We start from the raw sequence: 21,792 nt of genomic DNA on the forward strand, positions 1-21,792 counted from the left end.
GCTTCATTGATTAAGAAAGCCTCCGAATATAAACGCACCAATTTGAACATTATTGCTAACGCGCGTATAGCCGCTAAACTAGAATCAAAAAATACTGATGAACCTGCTAAGTCATTTCGCTTTAGTCACTAGTCTTAACTAACTCTAGAAATAATGGAAAATAAAAAAAATGGATATGATTTAAGTCGCAACTGGTTCAACTGGTGCTACGAGAATCCAGAGAAAATTAAACCTATTCATACGGCAATTTACTTTTATGCTGTTGAAATATGTAATAGATCAGGATGGAAAGAAAAGTTCGGTTTCCCAAGTCAAATGGTAATGGAATCTATAGGTATTAAAAATTGGAAGACTTACATCAAAGCCTTGAATGATTTAATTGAGTTTAAGTTTATAAATATGATTGAAAAGAGTAAAAATCAACATACCTCTTGCATAATATCCTTAGAATCTGCTACTGTAAAAACTACCGAAGCACTTAACAAAGCACTATCAAAGCAAAATCAAGAGCATGTTCCAAAGCAAGTCCAATGCACTGTTAGTATAAATAAACCTATAACTAAGAAAAAAGAACCAAGAGATAAAGACCTCTCGCCTTTTGATTTAATTTCTAAAGAAAAAGCCTCAGAACTGAAAACTTGGGAAAAGAATAATTGTGAGAATGTACATGACTATGATGATTTAATTGAGGCTTTTAATAATACCACAGGAATGGAAATTCTTTCGCAAAAGGACAAACTTGAATTTAATGCTGATATGTTAATCCTACGATTTAAAAACTATGCAAACGCATGGATCAGAAATCAAAAAGGTGGCAAAGTGGTGAAATTAGAAAACACTTATGACCCAGATTACGTCTATTTCACAACGAATACCAACTCAACAGAGCAAAAGATTTCCGCAACAAAATTTGAAGCATACAGAGCTAACGAAGAGAAAGGTGGAAGAGTTTTTACAATAATATATCCTCAAAAATCACGTCATGCAAACTGAAATTAACGGTTTTAAAATTGATAAGTTCAATGTTCACGGTATCAAAGTAGGCGATAGAACCTCTACCTGCCCAGAATGCTCAGAACATCGCCAACCAATAAATCAAAAGCAGAAATGCATGTCGGTTTTTTGGGATACTGGCTTAGGTTATTGCAATCATTGCGGTAGTAGAGTACAACTTCATACCTACAAACGCAAAGAAGAATCAGTTCAATACAACATACCTAAACTTAAAGAGAATTATGATCATGTTAGCAATCAAGCAAAAGAATATTTTAAATCCAGAGGAATTTCTGAGAAAACAATACAGGATCTCAAAATTACTTCTAACAATTCATGGATGCCTAAAGCTAACAAAGAAATAGAAGTAATAGAGTTTAACTATTTTCTGAATGGAATATTGACTAACATCAAGTCACGAGGTAAAAACAAGGATTTCAAATTTGAAAAAAGCTGTGAGATTATTTTGTACAATTTCGACGCTATTCTTAACAGCTCTACTTGTGTTCTAGTAGAAGGTGAGTTTGATGCCTTAGCTTACCATGAAAGCGGTGTTAAAAACGTTTCAAGCGTTCCTAATGGATTTACATTACCGCGTGCTGATGGCAGCTCCACGATACAAACTGGATATCTAGATCATTACTATCAGGTCTTTGAAAACAAAGAGAAAGTTTATTTAGCTTTTGACAATGATATTGCTGGAAACGAAGGACAAAAAGAATTTATACGACGTATAGGCGCTGAAAAGTGTTTCACAATTGACTTTAAAGACTGTAAAGATGCAAATGAATATTTACTTAAATATGGAAAAGAAGAGCTTGCGAAAACGATAACAGCGGCTGAACCTGTTCCGTTAGAAGATATCATCCAGATCAATGACATAAAAGATGATCTAATAGATTTCTGGAAAAACGGCGCTCCTAAAGGTAAAACAATAGGGTTAGCAGATTTTGATGACGTCGCTAGTTTTGAAACTAAACAATACACATTATTCCTATCAGCTCCAGGAAGTGGTAAAAGTGAGTTTTTAGATTATGTAATTGCAAAACTAGCTCTCAGGTACGGTGATAAGTTTGGAATATGCTCAACAGAAAACAAGCCTTTAAAATATCACTACGATAAAATTTTTAAAAAGATTTTTGGATCGCGACCTAGTGAAGACCAAATAGAAAGTGAACAAGTTCATCAAGCGTTTAATTTTATTCAAGATCATTTTATTCATGTCGAGAAACAAAAAAGATATTACTTAGAAGATATACTTGCAAAGTTTGCAGAACTAGTCAAGCGAAAGGGTTGTCGTTATTTTGTATTAGACCCATTTAACAAGATTAAATTAAAATCGGTGCCACGATCGAATGTAAATGAATACACTGAAGAGTACCATGCGCTCTTGGATGAGTTTTGTAATAAGTATGATGCGCACATTTTTTTGGTCTTACACCCAAATAAGTTGACACGTAAAAAACTGTCGGCGGATGTATTAAGTGAAAAAACTTTCATAATGCCTACAGCATATGATGCTAAAGGTGGTGGGGAACACTTTGACATGAGTTACAATATCATAGGAATGGTAAGAGATTTTGAAAGAGATATTGTTCATGTAAGAACGTTGAAATGGAAATTCCAACATCTTGGAAAAGCTGGTGAAGATGTCTACTTAAAATGGAATATGAATAATGGGCGTTATGAGCTTATCAATGGTTATTTTGACGAGAACAGCACCGAAATACCTTCAGCAACTTGGGATAACCAGAATTGGCTTGAAACAAATCCTTTGGCTATTGAAAATAACATCATGCCCCAATCTTATACCGATCAGCAAAATGATATAAATCTAGATACCATTCTTGAAGATCCAGACTGTCCCTTTTAACCATGGATATAAATAAAGCAATCAAAATTTGCCTGTTGAACGGAATTAAAGTTTTCCCAGAAGTGGTACATAAAAAATTTGTTGTGGCAATTAAGGAAAAAGGCAAGCCAGTTAAATTGAGTTTAAAGAATCATACTTCAAATACAATTAACGATGCCATCATCGCTACATATACTTTTTTGGCTAAAAAGTTAAGCTAAAACCTTTGGTTTAACTATCAGTTAACTAAAGCAAACTTTGTTGCAATTACGCTTTCGCGAAAGCGTAATTGCTATAAATCCATTCCAGAACCATTAATCTTTAACCAATTAATCTGCTCGTCGTAATTGGGGAGAATTTTATCTACTTCATTCCAAAATGCTTGGGTATGATTATTATGAATTAGGTGAGCTAACTCATGAACTACCATATAGTGTAATACGTCAATAGGAGCCATGGCGCATTTCCAATGAAAATTCACATTACCACTCGGCGTGCATGAAGCCCAGCGATTTTGTAATTCCATTACTTTGATTTGTTGTGGTGCAACACCTAGTTGATCTTTGTACCTTTCGATAATAGGGTGAATTTTACTGTTCAGTTTTTCTTTATAAAATTGAATGAATAATTCTTTTGCTTTAGGTTGATCTTTTTCACCTAAATAAAAAGTGTTTCTGAAAAACCTTACGATTCCTGAACTTTCCTTGACTATTTTCAATCGATAGTTTCTTCCTAAATATAAAAACGACTGACCATTAACATACTCACGTTCCACGGCATTTTCATTTAACTGTGTCCACTCAGCTAGATTCTTGAATATTTGATATTCCTTAGCCTCTAAAATATCCTTAATTTCATCATCATTAAGTTTAGCTGGTACGCGTGCTGATACAGAACCATCTCGTTCTATAAATATGCTGACGGTCTTACGTTCGCTTTTTTGAATGGCGATATCTATTCCAGATACATTCATTTTTATTTCGTTAAATCTTGATGCCTGCGTTTTGCCAAGTTCATTATTTCCACACTTAACTTAGAGTGTAGTTGCATTACCCTTTCTATTCCAGAGAAATCTAACATATCATCTATCTCTCCTTGTAATTTACGTATTTCTGCTGCTCTACCTTTCCAAAAATTAGGTTTGCTTATATTTTTTTGTAACAGTTTTACCAGCTCTATCGTCAGTTTCTTTAATGCTTCTTTATCAGCATCACTAAGTTCTTCATCATTAAAAGCACTAAACACTATGAAATCGTAAAACGGTAACTCCTGCTCGTTAAGACCTTCCTCTTGGTTGTCTCCTTTCCTACCTTTTTCTAAATCACTTCTTACTTTTTCAAATTCTTCAACGATTGCATCCCAATTTCCTTGGTAGCGTTCTAAGATTTCTTCCATACGCTGTAAAAAACGCTTATACAATGCTGGATCTTTATTGATATTTACTTTTATGTGACGTCTAATAGCATGCTCCATTTCTGAGGCCTTAGATTTTGAGTTTTTACCTAGCTTATTTACTTCTTTTACAAAGTCCTTAGAAAGCAAGCTGACAGGATCTACACGACTATCAATACCTAATGTCTCAAGGTGCTGATCTATCATTTTACGAATCTTAGGCTTTGCCCATTTTAAATCCATGCTTGGATCTTTATAGCGGTTTTTAATACGAACCAATAAATAACCAAGTCGTTTAGCAGGTACATAATACTTTCTTCCAGCCTCAGAATTAAACAGTAAATCTAAACTATCAAAAAAGGCTTTTATATAAGTATCAAATTGTGCTCGAAACGGAACAGATGCCGCCAACTCAATACAGTCTTCCGCTAATTGAAACTCGGCATCTTTATCAGTAAAACGCTGCTGTACAAATTTCTCAAAGTCATTGATCCCTTTATCTGTAAATAATTGGATCATGCGATTGTATCTCGCCTCAAGAACTGGTATTTCTTTATTAATATCTCTAAAATATTCCAGGAGCTCTTGAATATCTTCTTCATCTTCAGCACCCCAAATGTTTAAAGCATCTTTTAAATGATTAGAGACACCAAAATAATCAACCAGAATACCATGTGTTTTATTCTTTTTTGTTCGATTTACTCTTGCTATTGCTTGTAAAAGATCATGTTCTCTGATGCTTTTATCTAAATACATTACTTGTGCAATAGGTGCATCAAAACCAGTTAAAAGTTTATCGCAAACGCATAAGAAAGCTACTCCAGTTTCTGGCTTTAGGTAATTACCTTCCTCATCTTTGCTGTAATCAAAATCTTTTTTAAAATTATCAACTGCTTTTATCTCTTTAGCATTCTTTCTGGCTTGACTTATAAAGCCTTGTTCATTATTGTCCTGCTTGGTAACTATGGTACCGATCTTTATAAATTCAATTTTTTCAATTAAATCTTGATCTGGATTAACTTTTTCCTTCTCTATGCTGGCACGTTCTATTAAGGCTTCCTGGATCAAATATTGATAACGTGCTGCAGCTACTATTGAACTACCGACCACCATAGCTTTAAAACCATTAGGTAAAATATCATCCACATAATGATTCACAAGGTTTTTAGCAATCTTACGAAGTCTATCCATATTCTCCAGATAGGCTTTCATGGTTCCGTAACGCTTCTGGATTTCTTCTTTTTGTTCTTTACTCTGCCTTTTAAATACGTCTTCAAAATCGGCATCGAAGGCTTCTTTTGATTTTATTCTATCATTTGAAGTTTTACCAATATAAATGATATCAAGAGTTGCACGATCATCTACTGCCTCTCGTATTTTATAAGTATCTATAAACTCTCCTGTGCCACCAAACCGCTCATGAGTTTTTTGTTTGTGTCGATCAGTTAATAATGGAGTTCCTGTAAAGGCGATTTTAGTAGCATTAGGGAATGCCGTAAATAGGTTATCTCCCATATCGCCACCTTGAGTTCTATGAGCTTCATCAATCAAGATTACGATTCTATCAGAAGTATTTACAACATCAAATGGTTTGAATTCCGGAACTTTTCCTTCTTCAACGTAGGCCTTCATTAAAGACTTAGAATGTTTCAACTCTTCTTGAACAAACTTGTGTACCATGACCATATTCAAGTTAGATGCGATACCGCTCAACTTAGGAACTAATTCTTTACGAGAACCTACAATATTTGCTTCTTTAAATTCATTTGTCAATCGTGCCGTAGCAGAAAGTTGTTTCTCAAGATCCTTACGATCTACCATCATAATAACTTTGTAGTCTTTAAGATCATCTTGAGAACGCAGCTTGCGTACAAAGAACACCATCGTTAAGGATTTACCAGAACCTTGTGTATGCCATACCACACCAGACCTAGTACTAGGAGTACTTTCTGTACGCATCCTGCGCAATATTTTACCTACTGCTCTATACTGCTGGTAACGACACACTACTTTAATGACTACACCTTCTTTGATTTCCATAAACAAAGTGAAGTGTTGTAGTATATCTAAGAATATTTCTTTATTTAAAACACCTTTTATAAGAACTTCTTGACGGACACTAGGATCATTATGCAACCCATTATTGCGATATCTGGACTCTTCCTCCGCAGCATAGTTTTGAAGATCAATATTTCTGTACTCTTCTGGGAATATATCTTTCCAATTTAAATAATACTCGAAATCACCTGATATAGAACCTATGCGCGCTTCTTCGCCATGTGTTGCAATACTGAATAGGTTGTAATGGAATAAACGTTCCTCACCTTCTTTGATCCCAAAATCGTCTTCTCTTGTATTTGCATAGCGCATGATTTGATCTACAGCGCTAGATATAGGGTCTGCTATTTCTACTTCTTTACACTCAACTACGCAAAAAGGCAATCCATTTACAAACAATACTATGTCTGGAATAAGACCTTCACGAGGACCACCTGGTGTAACCACTCTAAACTGGTTGATGGCAACAAACTCATTATTATCCCAATTTTTAAAATCTATGAGCTTTACTAATGGATTTTCTTCACCAGTCACTTCATTTTTTGCTACCGTTGTTTTAGTGACTCCAATTAATTTTTCAAAGACCTGTTTATTTGCTTCTAGTAATGAGAGGTTAGCCTTTTCAGTTGCTATAGTCTCAAGATAAAGGTCTTCTAATTGTTTATCTGTGAGCCATGCGACACCATCAATAATATTTATTTTCCTAACTGCTTTTATGAACTCTTGCTTGAGCGTTACTTCTTTGAAACTGGTGCGCAAGCTAATGGCAGGATCTTGTGGAATACCAAAACTACCTTGGTCAATTACATGCCAGTTAAGATCTCTTAACTTATCTAAAAAAGGTTTCTCAACGTTATTATATTCTCCCATAATTATTTTGTGTTCAGTTTAAAATGAATTTTACAATCATTAATTTCTGCAGTAAAAAATTCATTTTCCTCAAAAGTTTCTCCAGTTTTGAAAGAAAAAGGATTTGCTACTCTATGAATACCATCATTATTCACCAAAGCAAATTCGTAAAGCAAATTATTTTGAATTCCGTATTCTCTTTCCGCTTTCGTGATAATAATAGAATTATCATAAGAAAGAGACTTCACTTCTACATATCTCCAAACACCTTTCTCATCTTCATATTTTAAATCATATTGGAGGTTATCATTATTATCTGGAGTTGAAGAGTATCTAGAAACCCATTTGACTTTATCCTCACCATATTTATTCTTATATGATTTAAATGCACGGATCTCTGCATTTTTCCCACTTATATTTTTACGCTCATTAATACTATTGGAAAAGGTCATTCGTTTTTTTCCTGTTCCTTTATAGATCGAACTACTCCGCTGAATTGAAATATTTTTTTTACTTAATGTGCTGTCAATTATTTTTAAAGGATTCTCTTCATTTACTTCTTCCTTCAATTCAACTGCCTCTGTATTTGATGAAATAACTTGATCAGAATAATTTAATTTTAAATAATTCTCAATTTTAATATCATTCCCTTCAAAGTAGAATAGACTTTTAATTTCATCCTCTAAATCATCTAATTCAAATGAATATGAGGATTGAAAATGTTTATATTGATTTTTAACAGGTGCTGTTTCTCCAGTATAATCCTTTATCTTAATTGGAAGTTTGCTTTCAATAAAATTTGAAAATTGTTCGGCATAATTCAAACTCAGTTTAAACTTATCCTCCAATTCGAAAAACATTTTTAAAGCACTTAATTTGAAAATATCTAAATAATTTAAAAATTTTGATTGCTCCTTTTTATTGACGTTTAAATAATCCCAAATAATACTTGTAACTTTCAACTCATTGGACTCTCTATAGTTTCTTAATCTTTCAAAATGATATACCTCAATACCATTGGGGTAGATAACATCTAAGGATGTTTCTAAAACATCAATTAAATAAGCCAAATAGTTATATGTTTCTTTGTTAGAACATTCTTCAAAATCGAACTTATAATAATCTGGTGTGATCTCGATGCTTAGATCATTTTTTATGCTAGCTACCAGTTCTTTTTGCTTGACTATTTTTTCTGGAAAAGTAACTCCTTTAATCTCATATATGTTTTTCCAAAAATTTTCTTCTAACGCAGGCATTCCAAAATAATTTTTAACCAACCTTATTTTATCTGTATCAAAATCTTGTGTTATAAGGTGTAACGTGTCATTGATGTCATTTCTTATCAAAAATCTAAAGTCATTTTTCAACTCAGTAACGTTAAATTGAATACTCATAATTTCTGCAAAAGCATCTGAAAATTTAGATGCTTTAATCAATTCATTGTATTTATAATTTTCTGGAATCTTTAAGTAGTATGTACTATCAAAAATTGCGAACTCAAAATCCTCTAAGAAAACATTAGTCTCATTACTATAATTATAACTACATCTACTAACGATGTCAATAGAACATTTTTTTAAATACGAAACATTCTGACTAATTGCTTCTTTTGTTGATATATCCTTAGGTAAACTTTTACTGTAGAGTCTATATAATAGTAATGGGACTTTCAATATCTCAAAATGATTCTGAAAATCGTTATTTAAATCAGAGTACTGAACTGGTTTATTTACCTTCAGCTGTGATGCGTCCGTAATTTGAATACCTAAAAAGCGTTCTGCCTTTTCTTGGCCAGCCCTCTTAGGAAAATCCAAAATTGGCAAAGTTTGCTCAATTTTAGCAGGTAGCACACTATTATTAGAATAAAAAACTTTATTAGGTTCTAGCAGCACAGATTCATCTCCCTTTTTGGCAAAAAGCAATAAATCTTTAGGAATCTGAGCTTTACTGATTGGTTTTAACGAATTCTGGTAATCTAATGCATCTACTATTTTTTTATAGAGACCTTGAACACCCCTATTTTTTTGAATTGTATACACTTTCGGTATATTTAGAAGAACATTATATAGAACAGTCGGCTTCAGGGAATCTATATTTTGCTTTGCACCTAGTTTAACCAGAATATTTGATATTTCAGATTTATGACAATTGTACTTATTTAAACGTCCAAAGTCAATTTCTATATCTTTATTTATCAAACGTTGTAAGCTATCATTTCCATCTTCAAAAACGTAAGAAGTGAATTTATTGGCTTTCAAAAATTGATACCTAATAAATGAAATACTAGTTATCAACGTGTAGTTTGTTTGAAAATACTTCCAAAAATATTTTGTATCCAGTTGTTCAATTTTTGATCTTATTGTTGAATCTTTCAGGATTAGCAATATCTGACGTGTTGCATCCATTAATAAAATATCCTTGATATTTCCTATGTACGTGATTGACGTGCCTCTATTAATACGGTCTATTTGAAAATTCGACGGCTTGCTAGGATTAGCTTGTTTAAAAATATAATTGAAATAACCAGATTTACTAGCATACTTATCAAGAGGCAAAGTAATTAGACGTGCATATTTATTAACTCCTAACCATAAAAAAAACCGTTCTATTTCATCTACATTTTCTCCTTGAAAACCCCAAAAACTTCTTTTCATTAAATATTGTTCAGGACTATAAATCGTTTCATAAAGCCATTCTACTAGCTCACCATCTGGGTAGGTTGCACCCATAAATAGGGATGAAGATGTTACAATTTCAGAATTTTCATTAATCAACTTTATTTCTAAGTTTAACTTATCTAATTGATTACTTAAATGTTTAAAGTTTTGAAATAATGAGGCAACCATTTCTTTAACCAAAAGAATTTTTTGATCAATATCATGAGTATCTGTTAAAGCCTGATTGATACCATTAACAATTCTAATTATTATGCTATTACTATCATAAGGCTGTACATTAACTGTATTTTTAACTACACTCTGAAATTCCCTTGACACTTGATTCTTAGCATCAAACCTACCTTTTAATTTATTTGATAATAAAGTATATAATTCTGAGTTTATAAAATCAATCTTTAGTGACTTAGGAATGTTGAACTTATTATTCGACTGCATCATTGGTGTAAATGCTACCGTGTCCTTATCAATTACAGCAGTTGTTTTATTATCATTGATTAGTAGCGAGAAACGTTCTTTTTTAAATGTTTTACGTCCACTATTGATAAGTTGATAAATAAGCTCCGACCTTTGTTCCAAGGTAATTGGAGTATATGATAAAGCATCAATTCTTTCGACTAAATAATCATTATCGTAGTGCCTAGGATGGAAATAATTTATCTCAGCTTCCTCATTTGGAAGAATTAATTCAGGAAGAACATCAGGAAAGTTTTCTTTGAAGAATGCATTAAAATCATCGTGATAATGCTTTACATCATGACTAACTACATAAGTATCACTTATAGTAGGAATGATTTTTTCTGTTTTTCTTACCTCAGATAAATCTGTGTAAAGTTGTTTTACTAAAGTAGAATCTGAAGAGTTATTTATCGGTTTTAATAATTTAAAAGGCTTCCAGCTTACATCTTCTTTAGATAATGTAAGAGCACAATCACCTAAAAATCTAGCCAACTTCTTAAATATCTTTTTGTTGTTCTCGGAAGGGTTTAAATAATCTCTGGAAGCATTTAAATCAAATGTACCGTGAATGATACAAGGCAGGGAAACAGAAATTTTAGTAGGAAAGAAGTTAAATAACTTATAATAAGTGTCAGACAGATCATTCTGAAAAGCAACCTTAATCATAAATTTTTTAAAAACAACTCCTACTCCGTTAGCAACTTTTTGAGGCAGTAGCCCATCCTTTGTAAATACTCTCCAAAACTTGTCATTAATTCTAACTTCTGTCCAATCAGCACATTCTATTTTCTCACTTTTAAAAAATGAAATATTGTCACCTATAACTATTTCAATTTCTTCAATATGATTTAAAAAGAGTAAAAGCTCTTCACTTATTTGATTAAATATATCCTGAATTTTAGTTTCTACTTCATGAGTATAATTTATTTCTATAACTGTTTGCCAATCATCCTGTCGGACATAACTAACTAATTTAGGAATGGCTAGCACGGGAAATGGGACAATACCATCAGCAACTTTTGCTTGTGACTTGACTATTTCTTTATTTTCTGGTGTTAATGATAGTTGAGACTCAAAAACTGAAGATGATATTTTATCAGAAAAACTGATTTTACAATCGTTAGCATAAATACTAATAACATTTGCCCAAGTAAGTAATGATCTAAATCCCAATCCTTTATTACCTATATAATCTTCTTTTGTTTTAGGGCTGCTGTGACTTCTCATTAAGGATTCAATTCCCTCAAAAGAAAAAGCCTCTCCGTAGTTAGAAATGGCTAATGTTTTATTCTCTTTATCCCATTCAATACGCACTTTTTTAGATTTGGTATCATCTACATTTTGTAGCATCTCTAATAGTTGTCGACCATCGTACTCATCTTTTATGCTATTTTCAATTGTATAATCGCGTGCTATTGATTTTGGATTATTTCTGTAGTAAGCTAACCTTTCATCAATTAACTCCTGTATCTTATTTTGGTAGCTCATCTCTTTTTTCTCCTATTTAATCCACAACAACCCCAACCCTACCAGTTAACAAATCCTGCATCAATCCTGCTTTGAGTTGCTGGTATTTCCCTAATGCCTGCTGCTCGGTTTGGATTTTTGATTCGATTCCACCTAATCTCTCGACTACTAATTTTTGTTCTGCAAGTGTAGGCTTCCAAAATTGTGTAGTGTCAATCATCTTTTTATTCAAATTTGGTTGACCACTACCTTGCGCCAAAAACAAAATTCGATCCTTAGAATAGTTCAAACCATAGTAAATGAAGTAATTGTTCCAAAGACTATTTGGTATAATAGCTAGTACAGCTTGATTTGTACACGCATCAATCTTCAACATTGATACCTGAGCGGCAGTTGCGCCATACATAGCGATTAAAACACTTTCTTTTGGCGCCATTTTAGCCGAACTAAATCTTAGTGCATCGGATGAAATGGACTCTTTTGTTTTAAAAATGAATGATTGATTGACTTCTCCAGATGCAACCCAAGGGATTTCACCTTTATAATAGTCGTCAATTGATCGATTTGGTGTCCCACCAGCATAAGTTTCATTTTCTTTTCCCAACTCCTGAACCTCCCATTCTCTAGGAATTAATCCCAAAGCACTTTCTTTATACAGCTGTGGTGCGTCTTGTGGTGATGGGCGCAGTTTGCCTGTGTTGATGTCTATACCGCGAGTGAATAGGTCATGCATTAAGCCTTGTTTAATGGCTTGGTATTTGGCAATGGCGCTCTCGGTTTGTTCTATGACTTCATCTACCGTAGAAAGGATCTGGGCGATCTTTTTTTGTTGTGGTAGTGGAGGAAGATTTATGTAATAATAATTAATAAAATTACTATTTAATCCTGGTTGTGCAGAGCCTGTTATTTGTCTCTTAATCTGTAATTGACCTGTCTCACTAAGCAGGTCGTAATACAAATAAATATTATCAATTAACTCTTCGCAACCTCGTAATAAAAATAAATGCTCATTAATTGAAGCCTTTTTGTAAAAGGCATCTCTATATAAACCCACCTTTCCTGTGTTAGCACCATCTTTATTAATGAGAACATCCAAATCAGCTAATCTACCTCTATTCATTTTTGAATAAAACAGATTTGTTATTTTTTTACTTTTAAATATTTTACACCTCCAGATTGAATAATGTTCTCACCACCAAAACTTGGTATTTCACCAGAATCAAAGTCTACACCACCAGAAGGCCTTATTCCTGATTCAATTGTTTTAATACAATCTGACAGTAGTTTTTTATCTTTCATAACCCAATTCCGTTAAAAAGTTGTTCAATTGGTTGGCTGCTTTGGTTCTGCGGTCTAGAATATTGACTAAGGTGTTTTGGTATTTGGTATAGCGTGTTTCTAACTCGGTAATTAAAGCGCGTTCATAGCGGTTTACATAATCCATTACGGTATCGTGCAAGGTGGCTTTAAAACGTGTAAGTATTAAATCTTTGGCTTCTTCTGGCGTGATTTTTTCTCGTGCTTTTTCTACTAGATCTTCTTTTTTGGCTTTGATTTCGGTTATAGTTGCCTTACAGGTTTTGAGCTCGGCAGTTAATTCATTGTGACGTGCTAGCCGCTGGTTGAGTTGTGTGGCTTGGGTTTCAGTTTGTTTTAATTGAAGCTGGTGTTCTTTACGCTTTCGCGAAAGCGAAATAACCACATCATCACTGCTGCCATCTTTCTCATGTGCCTTGATACGTATGCCTAGATCTTTGATCTCTTTCTTATGCTGGCGTATGCTGGTGTTGTACTCTTTAATACTGGCTTTTAATTCTTTGAGTACTTCTTTAGGGAATACCTCATATTCTTCTTCATCAAAGGCGTCTTCTTCCAGCTCATTGACCTCGTTAAACATGGTCTCCAGCTCGTCACGTCTAGCCTCATTATTTGCCAGCTCTTCCAGTACGTCTGGAAACTGTGATTGTAAAATATCATCTGCAGGGATTAAGTCTGCATTCCAGCCACTGGCAGCAATGGACTTTAAATCGGTCTCGAGGCTGTTCCAGTAGGTCGCAAAAGCGCCTCTACTTTTATGTAGATCGAGAATACCCAGCGCGCTAAAATTACTCGCAATGCTGTGTGAGAAGTCGCGATACAGTTCAAAGACATTTTGCTGCATGGGCAATGCTTCTAGTTTAGGTACATTTGCCGTCCACCAGTCGTTAACACCTGTGGTGTATTGTTCTCTTTTAAGAATAACATCATCGTGGTTTAACACCAGGTTCTTGAGGTCTTCTTTTGAATTTACCGCGTCTGTAAAAGCATCATAACCATCTTTAGGTGATTTATGAAGTAAGGCTGTTCTTAAATGTATGTAGTTATCCCAGTAGGACTGCAGCTCATCTACCTCTACAGTAGGAATACCACCGTGCAAGTGTGCATTTACATCTTGCGGTTGTGCTGGTGGGCTGTTATCTACATACCTGCGTATATTGAAATTATAATCTTCTTTTTCTAAGCCTTCTTTAGTAATCAATCGCGAGTAACCATCTAGCTCTTCTTTACTTTTATAGATGTAACTGATCTTTGCGATGTCCTCTGGACGTAGTTTGTTCTGGTTTTTACCTTCTTTATATTCACGGTCTGCATTAATGAATAGGACGTTATCACGTTGTGCAGCTCCTTGTTTATTGATGATCAATATAGAGGCAGGAATACCTGTACCGTAAAACAGTCCCGATGGCAACCCTACTACGGCTTCTAGATAACCACGATCTACCAGCCATGCTCTCATGTTTTTTTCTTCGCTTCCGCGAAAAAGTACCCCATGCGGCATCACGACCGCCATACGACCGTTATCTTTTAATACAGACACCATGTGCTGGACAAACATAAAGTCTGCCTTTTTCTTTTTAGGCATCCAGTGGTGGAAGCGATCACGGTAGTTTTTAATGTCACTATAATTTGCCGAAAATGGTGGATTTGCTATCACTATGTCAAAGCGTTTTAGCTCTCCATTCTCTACATGCAAAGGGTTTGCTATCGTATCACCTTGTAGGATCTCTGCATCAAAAATATCATGAAACAGCATGTTCATTTTACACAAGGACCATGTGGTACCACTTAATTCCTGACCAGCAAAACTTAATCGCGAGGCATCGCCATAACGTGCCTGCACATAATTCTTATTCTCGATCAACATACCACCAGATCCACAAGTAGGATCATAGATAGAAGATTCTTCTCCAGGTTCTAACAGGTTAACCAGTAGTTTAACCACCTCGTTAGGCGTGTAGAACTCGCCACCTTTTTTACCAGCGCTGTCAGCAAAATACTTGATCAAATATTCATAAGCCGTACCTAAAAGGTCTGGAAATTCAAAACGGTTATCAGTAAGTGTAACTTTGTTAAAATGCGTGATGAACTCGATGAGTTTTTCATCACTCAGTGCGTTTTTGTTCTTACCAATGGTGCGGTTAAAGTTCACATTAGTCAGTACACCAGAAAGTTTATCTGGGTTTTCTTCTTCCAGTGCTTCCAGCGCTTTGTTTAAATGATCACCTACGTCTTTTTTAAGGTGTAGAATACCTTCATTGATTTCCTGACCGTTCTCGTTAGTGGTCTTATAGTTCCAGCGTGCACGTGCTGGTACGTAATATTGGTAGGCATTAGCACGTTCTAGTGCTTCTTTGATTTTAGCTTCAGGTAAACCTTTGGTTTGTAGTTCCTTTAATCGTGCGGCACGATCTTCTTCAAACTTATCGCTCAATCGTTTTAAGAATAACATTCCAAAAATGTATTCTTTAAACTCTGAGGCATCCATATTACCTCTTAATATATCGCAGGCATCCATGAGGAAACCTTCTAGCCAAGATAGTGTTAGTTTTTTGTGGGTCATTAGGTTTTTTAGTTTCTTTTATTGTGGTGGTTTATTGATCTTATGATCAAAGATTATCAACCTTGTTTTTCAAATGAGTAAATAAGCCGTAATAAGAATCAAATTGTGCTTTTTGCTTGATCAGAATATTATTGATGACAGGCACATTAAGATAGTATATCATTCCATTTTCCCATGCTTTCCAAACTTCATCAGGTATTCGATATTTGCGCCTCCATAAATATTCTTCTGCACAGAGATTGAAGTATCTGACTATTAATTCTTCGTCATCATCTGTGATAGTCTCAACGCTATTCTTATGTTTATCTACTATATCATCTAACTGATTTCTAAACTCAGTGTCATACTTCTTATTAAAGTCAGTAAACAGTTCTTGAAACATTCTATCATCTTGAATCTTAGACTGCATGAAAGCGATGGAGAGTGAAATACCTGTTGCAATGGTTGCTGCAAAAATTTCAATTCTATCAGACCAGTAATAAAGCCCTATTCCCAAAGCAAGAAATACGGCATTAACGAGTATTACATCCTTATTTTTTTTGATTTTTTGGAACATGTGGTTGGTGATTGAATCAGGCTGATTAAGATAATATTTTAAAGGGAACAAGCTAATTAAAAACCATAGAACTTTCTTACGGATTCCCTCAATTTAATGAAGAGTTATCTTTTGTATTTTAATGATTTCACTTCAGACAAAGCATTATCAATAGAAGCCGTTTCAATTAATATTCTATTTCCAACTTTGTGAGCTTTAATTATGCCACGTTTTATATAGCTGCGTACGGTTTGAGTTGACACCTTTAATCTCTTAGCAGCTTCCTGGATGGTAGTGTAAGTTTCCTTTGATTTTTCTAACTCCTTTTCTTCAAAATAGGCTTCGATTCCTTTTCTAACGGAAGTTTCTATTAGTTCTTGAAGCTCTTCTTCGGTGGTTATTATTAGGTTCATAGAGTAAAAAAGTTGTATTCATTATTTTAAAACGAAAAGAGTATTGAAGATTATTTTTTCCATTCAATTCTGGTTATAAAAAACACAAGATTTTTTATGTAATGAGTTGATGTATAATTTTACAATTCGCCAAATAGTCTTTTTATTTGATAGTTTTTAATTACCCATTCGTGATTTCCCACGTGTTTTTCCCATAAATGAATGCTCCCGTTTTTTTCTTTCAATAGCTCAAATTTACCAGACTCCTTTACTTGATACTTAACATTCAAGATGGGATACTCTGAAAAAAATGATCTTAAACCTTTATCTAAGTCTTCATCCTTAATTTCAATGATATCCTGTTCTTTTTGCTCATCCGTAAGCAATGAAAGTAATCTTATTATAATCTCTTTTACCATAGTTTTATTTAATTATTATTGATACTTAATTATCACATTAGCTCTACAAATCAGATACATTTTTTTTAGCGCAAATATTTATATACACCGTTTAGTTCATTACATGCATCTGTTTTTAAGTGCCTATTTCACATTAAAACTTACCTTCGCTTTATGATTTACCTTTGGTTCTGCTAATTCCCTTGCTATTTTACAATCCTATCAATAAAGAACACTTTTATGAACCCCAAATTTCTAGTTGAGCCATACTTCCTAAAATTCTTTCATACATTGGGATTGCTAACTCGTATATATTATTATTAATTCTATCTCTATTTGATACATGTTTTATGTCAAAACCCGGTTGTGGTAAAATTATATTATAACTCCAATTATTAATTTTGAAATTATCAGCTAATGTGCCCCAAGTAGCTTGACTAGTTTGTATTAATTCTGAATTACCCTGAATACGTTCTCTAAGTCTGTCTATTAGTGAAACAGAAGAAATCCAATGGATACTTCTCATTGCTTGCGTAAAAAGAATATCACAATCAGCTTTTCTACGACCTGGATTTTCTCCATGTGAGGCTTTGCAATGAATGAAATGTACTTGTTTGGTATTTTGTTGAAACCAAATTAAATCTGCAATTTCATGAGAACCATCATCAAGTATTAAAACATCACTATTAATTTCAAAATCAGGTTTAATTAATTCAATTGTTTTGTTAATTACAGGAATATTACCAGCTACAGGTGCTTTTTCATATCTCTCAGCACGTATATTACAACCTGTCCAATCTTTTACTTTCCAAATGCTTCTAGGTAAGTTTTCTATTGTTGTATTCGGTGTTATTTTATTTCTTCCTTCAACTACAGAACCACTAGGCATAATTAAAGAAGGATAATATTCATTTAAGATTTCTTCTAGTGATTTTTCAATGATATCATTTTCACTTTTATCAGCTCTAACACGAATTTCATTATCTGTAATTAGTGACCAAATTTTATCTTCTGTTAGATTCATTACTAACTCACATTTAAATTCATTTATTTTAAGTTGACATTGTAATTGATGATTATTAATATCCAAGTGTAACGGAATTATTTCTGGAATACAGTTTCTTATAGGGTCAATATCATTAACATGAATAATTGTAGAATAAGCTCGAAAGAATAAGTCATTAGGGATTATGGCGATTGGTAATTCCTCAATATTATTAATAGGTTCAGAACTAGCTAAAAATGAAAGCCCAGGCAAATTAGTTATTACAGGTCCATCTTCAATTAGATTGACTAATGAATCACACCAATTTTTAAACTCTTCAGACGTACCTCTTTTCATAGCCCAAACACGTCCATTTTTTGTAGCAATTCCCCAAGTTTTTTTTAGCCCTAATTTTAACAAAGCATGACCAGTACTAAAAACTCTTCCTTCACTTGCTCTAACTGACGCTTGGACACCACTTCCAATTACGGTTTTATATGATGGTTGAGATGCTCCTTGAGAAACAGCATTTTTCATACCAACCATAATGTAATCACTTTGTCTAAATTGTGATAGAGTTTTATAAAGTCTGCTATGTGGTAATCTTTTTAAATCAGATTCAATGAGATCTTTTTTAAATGAAGCAAGTGCCTTTTCACTAGTTGTTAATTCAAATAAAAGATTGCTATCAGAATGATGATATAATAAATGAACATCTAAAAAGTCCTCGATATGAATCTCACCATTTGCCCAGTCCAATGGTTTATGATAAGCAGTTACAATGATTAGTGGTGAATCTTCATTTTGTTGTTCAATTCTTAGAATTTCAAAAGGGTCTTTTGCATTGATTTCTCCAACATTTTTAAATTCGAAATTATTAGCTGTTTCATATATTATAGCACTAAAAAAACATTAAGTTCTGGCATTTGAAAATCTGCCTCTTTTGCTTGACTTGACTTATAGTGCCTAGCTCTTTGCATTTGTTCGTCAATTAGTTGAGGAATAAGTTTCCCCAAGTTTCATCCGATTTATATAGTTTGTATACTTCACCTTTGACTTCGTCTTTATTAGCAATAAGTGTGGCATTTCCTTCTTGGTCATCAGGTTGTCTAGAAATTCGACCAAGAAATTGAATTGTGTAAGGAATAGAACGAGGTGTAGCATGTAGAACAGCAACCTTTAAATTTGGTATATCTAACCCTTCACTTGCGATTCCAACACAAACTAAACCATCTAACTCATTATTTTTAACCTTTGTGACTAGTTGAGAATTAATGTTAGCTGAACGCTTTGAGTGAATATAATCTACATTAAAACCGTTTTCATTATATAGTTGAGTTAATATAACAGAATCCTCTATTCTATCAGTTCTTATTAAGATTGAAGCATTAGGATTTAATTCTCTCTCTCTTTGAAACACCTCAAAAGCGGATTTCATGAGTGCGTCGTTTGTGTTTTGGATACCAATTTGTTCGCCAACAAAATTAACTTCTCTCATTATGTTATCTTCCAAAGCTCTGTCAATAGAATAATGGTAAATCAATTTAGCTTTCATTCTTTTCCTATCCCGCCTAAAAGGTGTTGCAGTAAAAAAGACTCTTTTTAAATCAGAATAAAAATCGTTTAGTTTACGCCATGTTTCTGCAGGTTCGTGATGTGCTTCGTCAACTAGGACAGCATCTATTAAATCAACTGGAATTGGTTCAATGTCCTTGTAATATGGGGATATACTATTCGGATGCGCAACAATGACATCATATTCATTTAAAATTAGCTCCCATTGTTCTCGTGTTTTTTGTCTTTTTGTAACTTCATAAACTTTTAGCTCTTCAATTTCACTTTGAAGACAATTACTGTTTTTCAGAACTTGTAAAGTTCTAAATTGTTCAGCTATTTGCCTACGAAGAATTTTAGAAGGAACTACGATAAGTATTTTTTGTAGATTTAATTCAAAACAAGTAGCCATCATCAATGCCGTTTTCCCAGAACCGGTTGGCATACTAATTAAAGAAGCAATGTCATTAGACGATGTGGTAAAATGACTTTTTAAGGCCCAAATTGCACCTAATTGGCATTTTCTCAATCCATTTCCTTCCCCTGGCTGTAGTTTAAATAATTCTTTGTTTTCTATAAAAAAAGGCATGAAATAAAATTTAGAAATTGATTAATCTTAATAGTCAAAACTCCTGATACCCTCACGTTTACTATTGCCTTAACAGGCATATTTCATTTACTTAGTAATCCTATCCAAATTTTCAAAACGGCTAGTCTAAATAATAAAAGAATTAGGGCTGAATAAACCATATTGCTTTTACTATTATAAAATATATCAAATTAAAAACCCTAAATCTTACACGTTTAATCAAAAGGAGAACGTGCTCAATTTAGGGGAATGTGAATATAATAATTTGAAATGTAATTTAGAGCAAAGAATATCTTTTTTGTAGATTCAACCACTGGTTAATGTGGGTCATCGTATCTTCATTTCTGTTTTTACGAAAAATATTGAACAGACTATTTAAAACAACCGTCCAAATAACTGCAAGTTATTTGATGATAATTCTAAAGGTTAAAAGTAAATCGCTCACTATAATCAGGTGGTAACATCGCTCCTACTTCTCGTAGATATGCAGAAAGCTCTTTCTCGCTCTTGTGCCTAGTTATAGGCAGCAGTTTATTTATTATTTCATTATGAGATAAACCTTCGGTTAAGTAAGACTGGTATAAATGAAAGATTGCAGTATGTCTGAAACTATATAAACCATAGGTTTCGTCAAGACCTAAACCATCTTTAATTTTCTTAAACCTACGTGTAAACACATTGGTTTTGGATTTCTCACTGGCAGTCCATAACAATGGTTGATTTTTATAACTCAACAAATTATCTTCATCACTATTACAATCGTTAACCAAATCATGTACTAATGGTTTTAACTTGTCAATAATGTTGATAGTTGCTAATCCCTTCTTAGTATCTACAAAAATCAAATTATCCTGAATACTCTTTTTCTGTAACCTAATCACTTCTCTAGGACGCAACATAGCATATACCATAAATTTGATGAAGTTGAGTAGGTATGGATCGTTAGATTCACATTCTTTTAAAATATCAGTTAGTTGCTGGGCTGTAAAAGGACGATTTTTAAGTGGTTTACTGGTTTCCGTTTTTATTCCTACAACAGGATTAATATCAATTACAAAATCAGCTACTAGCTTACTAAATAATGCACTTATAGCTCGTTTGTTATTATTAATACTTGTAGCATTATTACCATCCTCACTTAAATAATTCAAATATCGGGCAAAATCTTTGCGCTTGAATTGATGTACTACTACTCCAGCTAACAAGTTAGATTTACACCAATTCATAAATCGGTTGTATGCGGTATGATATTGATTATATGTACTCGGTTTTAGGGAACTCTTTTTATGCGATAAAGCGTTTAATAGGGCTTCTTCTAGTGTGATTATTTGAGCTCTATCTGATTGATTTTGGTATTTCTCATCAATAGGTGACCAACCGCGAGATAACAACTCACTATAAGTCTGGCAAAGTGATGCACCTACACTTCGTCGTTCACTAACTGTTTTAAAAGTGTTGATTTTTTTGTAGAATTTAAACTGCTGACCTTCGTATCTAAAATAAACATACCATCGCTTACCTGGTGCAACGCTCGCTACTTTCTTTCCATTCTTTAGAACCTTAGGAATGAATAACTTTGGTTTTTCGTATTTCGGTTTAGTCACGGTTATGGTATAATGATACTCGCTTTGATACTCGCCTATCTTTTTTTCTTCAATTTTGATCGCTGCAAAAAACAAGAAAAGCCGCTGATACAGCGGCTTTTGAGTTAAAG

15 protein-coding genes are annotated in these 21,792 nt (G+C 33.5%); 3 read left to right on the plus strand and 12 right to left on the minus strand.

All coding sequences use genetic code 11. The features are described 5' to 3' along the window. Nucleotides 1-153: 153 nt before the first annotated feature. Genes BST92_RS03785 through BST92_RS03795 form a run of 3 tightly spaced genes read left to right on the plus strand, consistent with a single transcriptional unit; the run spans nucleotide 154 to nucleotide 3,066 of the window. Entirely contained in the window at nucleotides 154-993 is an 840-nt protein-coding gene (locus BST92_RS03785) for a hypothetical protein (RefSeq protein ID WP_105070250.1), read from the plus strand. Beyond that, on the plus strand, nucleotides 983-2,866 hold the full coding sequence (locus BST92_RS03790) for a toprim domain-containing protein (protein WP_105070251.1): 1,884 nt from the start codon (nucleotides 983-985) through the stop codon (nucleotides 2,864-2,866). The genes BST92_RS03785 and BST92_RS03790 overlap by 11 nt, the downstream gene beginning before the upstream one ends. A gap of 2 nt (nucleotides 2,867-2,868) precedes the next feature. Further along, on the plus strand, nucleotides 2,869-3,066 hold the full coding sequence (locus BST92_RS03795; protein WP_105070252.1) for a hypothetical protein: 198 nt from the start codon (nucleotides 2,869-2,871) through the stop codon (nucleotides 3,064-3,066). Nucleotides 3,067-3,137: 71 nt separating this feature from the next. Here the strand turns inward: BST92_RS03795 and BST92_RS03800 are convergent, their stop codons facing one another. The 12 genes from BST92_RS03800 to BST92_RS14980 all read right to left on the minus strand — a co-directional run bounded on the left by BST92_RS03800 (nucleotide 3,138) and on the right by BST92_RS14980 (nucleotide 21,682). Beyond that, complete coding sequence (locus BST92_RS03800) at nucleotides 3,138-3,818, minus strand: M48 family metallopeptidase (RefSeq protein ID WP_105070253.1); 681 nt, start codon at nucleotides 3,816-3,818, stop codon at nucleotides 3,138-3,140. Between the two features lie 2 nt (nucleotides 3,819-3,820). After that, entirely contained in the window at nucleotides 3,821-7,165 is a 3,345-nt protein-coding gene (locus BST92_RS03805) for a type I restriction endonuclease subunit R (RefSeq protein WP_105070254.1), read from the minus strand. Nucleotides 7,166-7,167: 2 nt separating this feature from the next. Next, complete coding sequence (locus BST92_RS03810; protein ID WP_105070255.1) at nucleotides 7,168-11,766, minus strand: sacsin N-terminal ATP-binding-like domain-containing protein; 4,599 nt, start codon at nucleotides 11,764-11,766, stop codon at nucleotides 7,168-7,170. A gap of 16 nt (nucleotides 11,767-11,782) precedes the next feature. After that, nucleotides 11,783-12,922, minus strand: coding sequence for a restriction endonuclease subunit S (locus BST92_RS03815; RefSeq protein WP_342747886.1), 1,140 nt, complete (start codon nucleotides 12,920-12,922; stop codon nucleotides 11,783-11,785). Beyond that, complete coding sequence (locus BST92_RS14975) at nucleotides 12,886-13,044, minus strand: hypothetical protein (protein ID WP_170061705.1); 159 nt, start codon at nucleotides 13,042-13,044, stop codon at nucleotides 12,886-12,888. Before BST92_RS14975 ends, BST92_RS03815 begins: the two co-directional genes overlap by 37 nt. Then, on the minus strand, nucleotides 13,034-15,625 hold the full coding sequence (locus BST92_RS03820) for a type I restriction-modification system subunit M (RefSeq protein ID WP_245910856.1): 2,592 nt from the start codon (nucleotides 15,623-15,625) through the stop codon (nucleotides 13,034-13,036). The genes BST92_RS14975 and BST92_RS03820 overlap by 11 nt, the downstream gene beginning before the upstream one ends. Before the next feature lie 46 nt (nucleotides 15,626-15,671). After that, a complete protein-coding gene (locus tag BST92_RS03825; RefSeq protein ID WP_105070258.1) occupies nucleotides 15,672-16,181 on the minus strand; it encodes a hypothetical protein in 510 nt (169 codons plus the stop codon). Between the two features lie 104 nt (nucleotides 16,182-16,285). Next, nucleotides 16,286-16,573 (minus strand): helix-turn-helix domain-containing protein, encoded by a 288-nt coding sequence (locus tag BST92_RS03830; RefSeq protein WP_105070259.1) that lies wholly within the window; start codon nucleotides 16,571-16,573, stop codon nucleotides 16,286-16,288. A gap of 119 nt (nucleotides 16,574-16,692) precedes the next feature. Further along, entirely contained in the window at nucleotides 16,693-16,971 is a 279-nt protein-coding gene (locus BST92_RS03835; protein ID WP_105070260.1) for a hypothetical protein, read from the minus strand. 217 nt (nucleotides 16,972-17,188) lie between these two features. Further along, nucleotides 17,189-18,694: a hypothetical protein gene (locus tag BST92_RS03840; protein WP_105070261.1), complete on the minus strand. Its 1,506-nt coding sequence runs from the start codon at nucleotides 18,692-18,694 to the stop codon at nucleotides 17,189-17,191. A gap of 232 nt (nucleotides 18,695-18,926) precedes the next feature. After that, a complete protein-coding gene (locus BST92_RS03845; protein WP_105070262.1) occupies nucleotides 18,927-20,078 on the minus strand; it encodes a DEAD/DEAH box helicase in 1,152 nt (383 codons plus the stop codon). Nucleotides 20,079-20,497: 419 nt separating this feature from the next. Continuing rightward, nucleotides 20,498-21,682 carry a tyrosine-type recombinase/integrase gene (locus BST92_RS14980; protein ID WP_170061706.1) on the minus strand — a complete coding sequence of 395 codons (1,185 nt, stop codon included), beginning with the start codon at nucleotides 21,680-21,682 and terminating at the stop codon, nucleotides 20,498-20,500. Nucleotides 21,683-21,792: the final 110 nt, after the last annotated feature.

The sequence above is a fragment of the Nonlabens arenilitoris genome (assembly GCF_002954765.1).
GTDB lineage: Bacteria > Bacteroidota > Bacteroidia > Flavobacteriales > Flavobacteriaceae > Nonlabens > Nonlabens arenilitoris.

Coding starts and splice junctions, on each gene's coding strand:
- BST92_RS03805 (WP_105070254.1), bottom strand. CDS start 7,165: ATGGGAGAATATAATAACGTTGAGAAACCTTTTTTAGATAAGTTAAGA.
- BST92_RS03800 (WP_105070253.1), bottom strand. CDS start 3,818: ATGAATGTATCTGGAATAGATATCGCCATTCAAAAAAGCGAACGTAAG.
- BST92_RS03820 (WP_245910856.1), bottom strand. CDS start 15,625: ATGACCCACAAAAAACTAACACTATCTTGGCTAGAAGGTTTCCTCATG.
- BST92_RS14975 (WP_170061705.1), bottom strand. CDS start 13,044: ATGAAAGATAAAAAACTACTGTCAGATTGTATTAAAACAATTGAATCA.
- BST92_RS03830 (WP_105070259.1), bottom strand. CDS start 16,573: ATGAACCTAATAATAACCACCGAAGAAGAGCTTCAAGAACTAATAGAA.
- BST92_RS03795 (WP_105070252.1), top strand. CDS start 2,869: ATGGATATAAATAAAGCAATCAAAATTTGCCTGTTGAACGGAATTAAA.
- BST92_RS03790 (WP_105070251.1), top strand. CDS start 983: ATGCAAACTGAAATTAACGGTTTTAAAATTGATAAGTTCAATGTTCAC.
- BST92_RS03835 (WP_105070260.1), bottom strand. CDS start 16,971: ATGGTAAAAGAGATTATAATAAGATTACTTTCATTGCTTACGGATGAG.
- BST92_RS03785 (WP_105070250.1), top strand. CDS start 154: ATGGAAAATAAAAAAAATGGATATGATTTAAGTCGCAACTGGTTCAAC.
- BST92_RS03810 (WP_105070255.1), bottom strand. CDS start 11,766: ATGAGCTACCAAAATAAGATACAGGAGTTAATTGATGAAAGGTTAGCT.
- BST92_RS03845 (WP_105070262.1), bottom strand. CDS start 20,078: ATGCCTTTTTTTATAGAAAACAAAGAATTATTTAAACTACAGCCAGGG.
- BST92_RS03825 (WP_105070258.1), bottom strand. CDS start 16,181: ATGTTCCAAAAAATCAAAAAAAATAAGGATGTAATACTCGTTAATGCC.